Raw genomic sequence first — 7660 nt, forward strand, 5'->3', positions numbered from 1 at the left:
GGAGCCGCAGGGCCGGGACCTCGACGCGGCGGGGGCGTCCGTCGGCGCGGAGGCGGACGACGGTGAGGGTGTCCTCCGCGTCGGGGATCGCGTCGCCTGCCGGGTCCCACCAGGCGAAGGCGCCCGCGCGGGGCAGCTCGGCGGGCAGGAAGACCGGGGCGAGGTGAGCGAGGCGGGGCGGGGTGCACGTCGTCATCGCGGGCTCCTCGCGACGGCCGTACGTCGTCCCTCGGCCCTGGCCGTGCGAGCTCCCCGGCCCGCCGCCGTACGAGTCCCCGGCATCGCGGCGGCTGGCTGGCAGGCGGCGCTCAGCCCCGCAGGGGCCGGCGAGGGCAGGGCGGCGTCGCGGTGGGCGCGGCTCCGGTACGTACCACCGCTCGGCATGTCGGCCCCTCCTTCCCGCGCGCGTCCCGCGGTCCCCGCCCCGGTGGCGGGTCCGTGTGCGGCCCCGTCGGCGAGGCCGTGTCCGACTCTACGGGGCGGGACCGACAATCCGGGCCGCGCGGCGGATCGGCGCTGGTCAGGGTGTGGTCGCGGAGACGACGTAGACGATCGGGTGCTGCGGGTCGCTGCGGTCGATCGTGATGTCCTGGCTCGGGCGCGGGTCGTCCTGGTGGTGCCGCAGGCCGGTCCAGTGCACCGCGGGGTCGAAGCTCCAGCGGGTGATGTCGCGGTCGCGCTTCTTGATCGTGACGCCGTCGTTGAGGTCGGCGCGGGTCTTGCCGAGCGAGTGGAGGAACTTCGTCAGTCCCTTGTGGGTCGTGCGGAACTGGGTGTAGAGGCGGCTGGCCTTCCAGTTGTTCGTCTCGTAGTACGCGACGAACGACGACTTCGGCGGGATGTCCACCTCGTAGATGCGCCGCTGCACCTTCGAGGGCCAGCCCGCGCTGAGGCCCGTCGCCGAGTACTTGTTCTCCTTGTCACGCCCCGAGTCGCGGCTCTGCGAGGCCGAGACGAGGAGGTATCCGGCGGGCACGCCGATGAGCAGCACGATGATCAGGAGCGTCAGCGAGCGGCGGCGGATCATGTGGCCGCGGGGCTCCTCGCGTGCGGCCCGCAGCGGGCCCGGCTGCTGGGGAAGGCTCTGCCTGCCGAGGCTCACGCGCGCTCCTCCCCGCCGGGGACGCCCGGTGCCTGCGCGTACCGCTCGTACCGCTCGACGCGGCGGCGGTTGGCGCGGCGGAAGCGGCGGGCGACGAGCCTGGCGAGGTCGGCGGCCCCGACCATGCCCGCCTCGGGCCCGAGCTGGGCCTTGGCGATCCGGGCCTGGGGGCGGTAGCCGCGCCCGGTGAGGTGGCGGCGGAAGGCGTCCGTCGCCGGGTCGATGAGGAGGTCGTCCGCCGCGCTGACGCCGCCGCCGATGACGAAGCAGGAGGGGTCGAGCGCGGCCGCGAGGTTCGCGATGCCGACGCCGAGCCACTGCCCGATGTCCTGGAGGAGTTCGACGCACATCGCGTCGCCCGAGCGGGCCAGCTCGGTGATGAGCGGCCCGGTGATGTCGTTGATGTTGCCGCCGACGCGGTCGATGATGCCGTGCGCGACCGGCGAGTCGGCGGCGGCCAGTTCGCGGGCCTCGCGCACCAGCGCGTTGCCGGAGCTGTACTGCTCCCAGCAGCCCCTGTTCCCGCACGGGCAGCGGTGGCCGCCGGGCACGACCTGCATGTGCCCGAACTCGCCCGCGACGCCGAACTGGCCGCGCTTGACCCTGCCGTCCTCCAGGATCGCGCCGCCGATGCCGGTGCCGAGCGTGATCATCACGAGGTGGTCCTCGCCGCGCCCCGCGCCGAAGCGCCACTCCGCCCAGGCGGCGGCGTTCGCGTCGTTGTCGACCATGACGGGTACCGCGAGGCGGCCCGAGAGGCGGTCGCGCAGCGGCTCGTCGCGCCAGGCGAGGTGCGGGGCGAACAGGACCCGGTTGCGCTCCGCGTCGACCCAGCCCGCCGCGCCGATGCCGACCGCGTGCACGTCGTGCCGGTCGGAGAGGTCCAGGACCAGCTCGACGATCGTGTCCTCGACGACCTTCGGGCTCTTGGACTTGTCGGGCGTCTCGGTGCGCAGGGTCTCCAGGATGTGGCCGTCCGCGTCCACGACCCCGGCCATGACCTTGGTGCCGCCGATGTCGATGCCGACCGTGGGGACCCGCGGGGCGCTGAGGTGGGAGCGCCGTTCCCGGGTGCCCACGGTGCGCGTACGCAGGACGGTGGCGCGGGCGGCGCCGCGGTACGTGCTCATCGGGTCCCTGCTCGGTCGGGGGCGCGGCACTCGGCCGGGGCGGGCGGGTGCCCACCGGGGCCGATTGTGCCATTGCCGGGGGTCGGGGTGGCGTCCCGGCGTGGGTACGGCGGCTGCCGTGCCCACGCGCGGAACCGGTGGGCACGGCGGAGGGGGACGGACGCTCAGTCCGCGTCCTTGACCGGGTGCCCGCCCAGGTGGCCGGGAACCGGGGCGCGCTGGAGTTCGTGGCTCAGTTCCTCCAGCTCCGAGCCACCGGCCATCTGCCGGGTCAGTTCGTCGAGGCTGATCCCGGTCTTGGGGTGGCTGCCGGCCATCGTGCCGCGCTTGAGGAGCACGAAGTGGTCGCCGACGAGGTAGGCGTGGTGCGGGTTGTGCGTGATGAGGACCACGCCGAGCCCGGCGTCGCGCGCGGCGGCCACGTACTTGAGGACGACGCCGGACTGCTTGACGCCGAGCGCGGCCGTCGGCTCGTCGAGGACGAGGACCTTCGCGCCGAGGTAGACGGCGCGGGCGATCGCGACGCACTGCCGCTCGCCGCCGGAGAGGGTGCCGATGGGCTGGTCCACGTCGCGCAGGTCGATGCCCATGCGGGCCAGCTCGGAGTGGGTCGTCTCGCGCATGAAGTTCACGTCCATGCGCTTGAAGGGCCAGGCGCCCTTGACCGGCTCGGAGCCGAGGAAGAAGTTCCGCCACACGGGCATGAGCGGGACGACGGAGAGGTCCTGGTAGACGGTCGCGATCCCGCGGTCGAGCGCCTCGCGGGGCGAGGACAGCTTCGTCTCCTCGCCGCCGAGGCGGAAGGCGCCGGCGTCGTGCTGGTGCAGCCCGGCGATGATCTTGATGAGCGTGGACTTGCCCGCGCCGTTGTCGCCGAGGACGCAGGTGATCTCGCCGGGGTGGACGCTGAGCGAGACGCCTTCGAGGGCGCGGACGTTCCCGTAGTACTTGCTGACGTCGTCCAGCTCGACGAGCGGGACGCGCTCGTCGCCGGGCCCGGCCGCGGTGGGGGTGGTCATGAGGTGGCCTCCGCACGCTTGCGCACCCACGCGTTGAGCAGCGTGGCGAGGAGGAGCATCGCTCCGAGGAAGAACTTGAACCAGTCCGCGTTCCATTCGGCGTAGACGATGCCCTTGCTCGTCATGCCGAAGATGAGCGCGCCGACGGCGGAGCCGATCGCCGATCCGTAGCCGCCGGTGATGAGGCAGCCGCCGATGACGGCGGCGACGATGTAGATGAACTCGTTGCCGACGCCTTCGCCGGACTGCACCTGGTCGAAGGAGAAGAGCAGGTGCTGACCGGAGATCCAGGCGCCGAAGGCGACGCCGAGGTAGAGCCCGATCCGGGTCTTCGTGACGGGCACGCCGACGGCGCGGGCCGCGTCGTCGTCACCGCCGACGGCGAAGATCCAGTTGCCGGCGCGGGTGCGCAGCAGGATCCAGGTGCCGAGGGCGACGAGCCCGAACCACCACAGGATCGTGACCTTGAAGTCGACGCCGCCGATCGTGAGCGTCGAGGCGAAGAGGGCGTGCGCGGAGTCGAAGCCCTCCATGTCGGAGATGCTCTTCGTGGAGACGCCGCCGCTGATGGCCTTCGTGAGGCCCAGGTTGAGGCCCGTCAGCATGAGGAAGGTGCCGAGCGTGATGATGAAGCTCGGCAGTTTCGTGCGCTGGCGCAGGTAGCCGTTGAAGAAGCCGATCGCGAGGGTGACGACGAGCGAGACGCCGACGCCGACCCATGTGTTCGCGGTGAGCTGGAAGCTGAACATCGTGGAGACGAGCGCGGAGGTCGTCACCATGACACCGGCGGAGAGGTCGAAGTCGCCGCCGATCATCAGGAGCGCGACGGGGACCGCCATGATGCCGATCGTGGAGGCGGCGTAGAGCATCGTGGCGAGGCTCGCGGGCTTCAGGAAGCTGTCGGCGACGAGGGCGAAGAAGACGAAGACGGCGATCGCGCCGACGATCGAGCCGAGTTCCGGGCGGCGCAGGAGCTTGCGCCAGCCGGGCGTGCGCAGGAGCCGTTCGTCGCCGCCGGCCACGGCGCTCACCGGGTCTCCCGCTTCGTGTACTCGGCGAGGGCGTCGGCGTCGTCGCGGGTGACGATCTGCGGGCCGGTGAGGACGGGCTGCCCGCCGCCGAGCATGTCGGCGTTGTAGCGGTAGAGCCAGAGCAGGTCGACGGCCTCGTAGCCCTGGAGGTAGGGCTGCTGGTCGACGGCGAAGCCGAGGGTCTTGTCCTTGAGCCCGTCGACGACCTCGGAGTTGAGGTCGAAGGTGTCGACCTCGGCCTTGCTGCCCGCCTCGTCCTTCGCCTTGACGGCGGCGTCGGCGAAGGGCGCGCCGAGGGTGACGACGGTGTCGATCTTCTTGTCGGTCTGGAGCTTGGCCTGGAGGGCGGACTGCACGTCGGGCATGTTGGTGCCGGTGACGTAGATGTTCTCCATCTTCCCGTCGAAGGTCTTCTTCGCCCCGGCGCAGCGGTCCTCGTGGCCGACGTTGCCCTGCTCGTGCAGGACGCACAGGGCCTTCTTCTTGCCGCGCTTGTTGAGTTCCTCGCCGACGGCCTCGCCCGCGACGCTCTCGTCCTGCCCGATGTGGGCGAGCGCGCCGAACCTCTTGGAGTCGGCGGCGCCGGAGTTCACGGTGACGACGGGGATGCCGGCCTTCTTGGCGCGGGCGAGGGCGGACTTCATCGCGCCGGGCTTGGCGAGCGTGACGATGATGCCGTCGACCTTCTTGTCGATCGCGGCGTCGACGTACTGCGCCTGGGTCTGTCCCTGGTCGCTGTGCGAGTAGAGGAACTTGATGTTGTCCTTGACGGCGGCCTGCTTGGCGCCGTTCTGCACGATGTCCCAGAAGGAGTCGCCGTCGCCGGAGTGGGTGATCATGGCGACCGTCCAGCGCGGGGTGTTCACGGCGGCCTTGCCGCCGGCCGCGGCGGCCTTGCGGGCATCCTCGGCGCGCTTGCCGCCGGTGCTGCTGCACCCCGCGAGGGAGAGGCCGAGCGCCGCGGCCACCGCGACACTCACCCAGGTACGAAAGCGTGCCACCAGGACCAGCCCTTCTCGTCTTGCCGTACATGCGTCGAATCCGCCGCGCCCGGTGGGCGCACGGTCCACGGGGACCGGGGTCCCCGGCCGGGGGCTCGGGGAGGGTCGCCCGTGGCGGGCGCTGTCAGCCGCCCCGACCGACCAAGTATCGTGCACCGGCTCCGCGCCGCGGGGCGGCGGGTGGGAAGGGCTGACGGCTCGCAGAGTTGTAACGGAGAGTGGCGGCCCGCGTCAATGGCCCGAACAGGCTTCCCGGCGGGTGGTGCGGACCCGGAGCGTCAACTTCCCCGTGGATCAAGGGCGGTACGGGTCCGGGGCCACGTGGGGCGGGTGCTCGGCCCGCGGCCGGTCCGGGCACGGTGCGGGGTCGGGCGGTGACGGTGCGGGGCGAAGCGGGGTGGGTGGCGGGTGGGCGTCCGTGACCAACGCCGCACGCGGCGGGGTTCAGGCCGGCTCGTCCCAGGTGGTCGCGGCGGGGTCGGCGTCGTAGGTGAGGAGGGCGATCTGGACGCGGTTGTTGAGGTGGAGCTTCGCGAGGACCCGCGAGACGTGGGCCTTGACGGTGGGGACGCTCAGGTACAGCTCGGCGGCGATCTCGGCGTTGGAGGCGCCGCGGCCGACCGCGAGGGCGACCTCGCGTTCGCGGTCCGCGAGGCTCGCGAGGCGGGCGCGGGCCCGGTCGCGGCGCGCGTACGGTGACCGGCCGCCCGCGACCTGGGCGATGAGGCGGCGCGTGACGAGCGGCGAGAGCACGGGGCGGCCCTCGGCGACCTCTTGTACGGCGGCGGCGATCTCGGCGGGCGGGGTGTCCTTGAGCAGGAAGCCGGCCGCGCCCGCGCGCAGCGCCCGCAGCACGTGCTCGTCGGCGTGGAAGGTCGTGAGGACGAGGACTTCGGGAGCTGCGGGGCGCTCCCTGATCCGCGCGGTCGCCGCGAGCCCGTCGGTGCCGGGCATCCTGAGGTCCATGAGGACGACGGCGGGGCCCAGCTCCTCGGCGAGCCGTACGGCCTCCTCGCCGTCGGCGGCCTCGCCGACGATCTCCAGGGCGGGGTCGCCGCCGAGCATGAGGCGGAGTCCGGCACGGACGAGGGCGTCGTCGTCGGCGAGGAGCACGGTCACGGTCATGCGGGCCACGGTAGCCAGGCGGTGAGACGGAAGCCGCCGTTCCGCTCCGGCCCGTGCTCCAGGCGGCCCCCGGCGAGCACCGCGCGCTCGCGCAGGCCGATGAGTCCCTGTCCCGAGCCGGGGACGGGCGCGGGGGCGCCGGGTGGCGCGGGGTGGGCGACCTCGACGGTGAGCCCTTCGCCGGGGTGGCCGTGGACGCGGCAGGTGACGGGGGCGCCCGGGGCGTGTTTGCGCGCGTTGGTCAGGCCCTCCTGGACGATGCGGTAGGCGGTGCGCCCGGTCGCCGCGGGCACGGCGCCGGGCGGCCGGCCCGCGAGGTCCAGGGCGAGGTCCACGTCGGCGCCCGCCGTCCGGCTCTCCTCGGCGAGACGGGCGAGCGCGGCGAGCGTGGGCTGCGGGCGTGCGGGGTCGCCGCCCTCCTCGCCCGCGCGCAGCACGCCGATGATCTGCCGCAGGTCCTGGAGCGCCTCGTGGGCGCTGTCGCGGATGACGCCCGCCGCGCGCCTGACCTCCAGCCTCGGGGCGTCGGGCCGGAATTCGAGAGCGCCCGCGTGGACGCTGAGCAGCGAGAGGCGGTGGGCGAGCACGTCGTGCATCTCGCGGGCGATCTCCTCGCGGGCGAGCCGCTGGGCGTGCTCGGCGCGCAGCGCCGCCTCGGCCTCGGCACGCGCGGCGCGGTCGCGCAGCGAGAGCACGAGCTGACGGCGGGCACGGACGAACATGCCCCAGCCGATCACGGTGACGACCATGACGGAGACGAAGACGGTGGCCCCGGTGACGGAGAGGTCGGGGTCGGGCCGTACGAGGTAGTACGGCGGGACGAGCAGCAGCGTGAGGGAGCCGACCCAGGCGACGTACCGGAAGGGGCGGTGCACGGTGAGGGTGAAGAGGCTCACGAGGATCGCGCCGCCCGAGGTCTCCGAGAAGAGCCCCACGGCCATGAGGACGAGCGCGAGTCCGAGCGGCCTGCGCCGCCGTTCCCACAGGGCGCAGCAGGCGAGGAAGCCGAGGACGACGTCGACGAGGACCTCGGCGTTGGGGGCGCTGCGGCTGAGGGTGTCGAGGCTGACGACACCGACGAGGAGCGCCGCGAGGAAGCAGAGGCCGTCGACGACCCAGTCCCGCACGGTGCGCCGCGCGCGGCGCGGGAGCGCGAGGTCGGCGACGGCGGAGGGCAGAAGCCACGGGTACTCGGGGCGGACGGGACCGCGCGGCCCGCGGCGCGGGGTGCCCGTGGGCAGCGCGGCGCGCA

8 protein-coding genes are annotated in these 7660 nt (G+C 73.3%); all 8 read right to left on the reverse strand.

The features are described 5' to 3' along the window. Positions 1–196, reverse strand: a 196-nt coding sequence (locus tag G3I42_RS07745; RefSeq protein WP_164283651.1) for a hypothetical protein, incomplete at its 3' end; no start/stop codon positions are given. A gap of 324 nt (positions 197–520) precedes the next feature. After that, on the reverse strand, positions 521–1102 hold the full coding sequence (locus tag G3I42_RS07750) for a sugar kinase (RefSeq protein WP_343244480.1): 582 nt from the start codon (positions 1100–1102) through the stop codon (positions 521–523). Beyond that, the gene (locus tag G3I42_RS07755) at positions 1099–2232 is read right to left on the reverse strand and encodes an ROK family glucokinase (protein WP_164283653.1); all 1134 of its coding nucleotides are present in this window, start codon (positions 2230–2232) and stop codon (positions 1099–1101) included. The genes G3I42_RS07750 and G3I42_RS07755 overlap by 4 nt, the downstream gene beginning before the upstream one ends. A gap of 164 nt (positions 2233–2396) precedes the next feature. Then, positions 2397–3251: an ATP-binding cassette domain-containing protein gene (locus G3I42_RS07760; RefSeq protein WP_164283656.1), complete on the reverse strand. Its 855-nt coding sequence runs from the start codon at positions 3249–3251 to the stop codon at positions 2397–2399. Beyond that, entirely contained in the window at positions 3248–4282 is a 1035-nt protein-coding gene (locus G3I42_RS07765) for an ABC transporter permease (protein ID WP_164283658.1), read from the reverse strand. The genes G3I42_RS07760 and G3I42_RS07765 overlap by 4 nt, the downstream gene beginning before the upstream one ends. After that, positions 4279–5283: a sugar ABC transporter substrate-binding protein gene (locus tag G3I42_RS07770; RefSeq protein ID WP_164283660.1), complete on the reverse strand. Its 1005-nt coding sequence runs from the start codon at positions 5281–5283 to the stop codon at positions 4279–4281. Before G3I42_RS07770 ends, G3I42_RS07765 begins: the two co-directional genes overlap by 4 nt. Before the next feature lie 444 nt (positions 5284–5727). Next, positions 5728–6408: a response regulator transcription factor gene (locus G3I42_RS07775; RefSeq protein WP_203606506.1), complete on the reverse strand. Its 681-nt coding sequence runs from the start codon at positions 6406–6408 to the stop codon at positions 5728–5730. Next, the coding region (locus G3I42_RS07780) for a histidine kinase (RefSeq protein WP_343244481.1) at positions 6405–7660 on the reverse strand (1256 nt) is incomplete at its 5' end. The genes G3I42_RS07775 and G3I42_RS07780, both read right to left, overlap by 4 nt.

The sequence above is a fragment of the Streptomyces sp. SID11385 genome (genome assembly GCF_010548245.1).
Classification (GTDB): Bacteria; Actinomycetota; Actinomycetes; order Streptomycetales; family Streptomycetaceae; genus Streptomyces.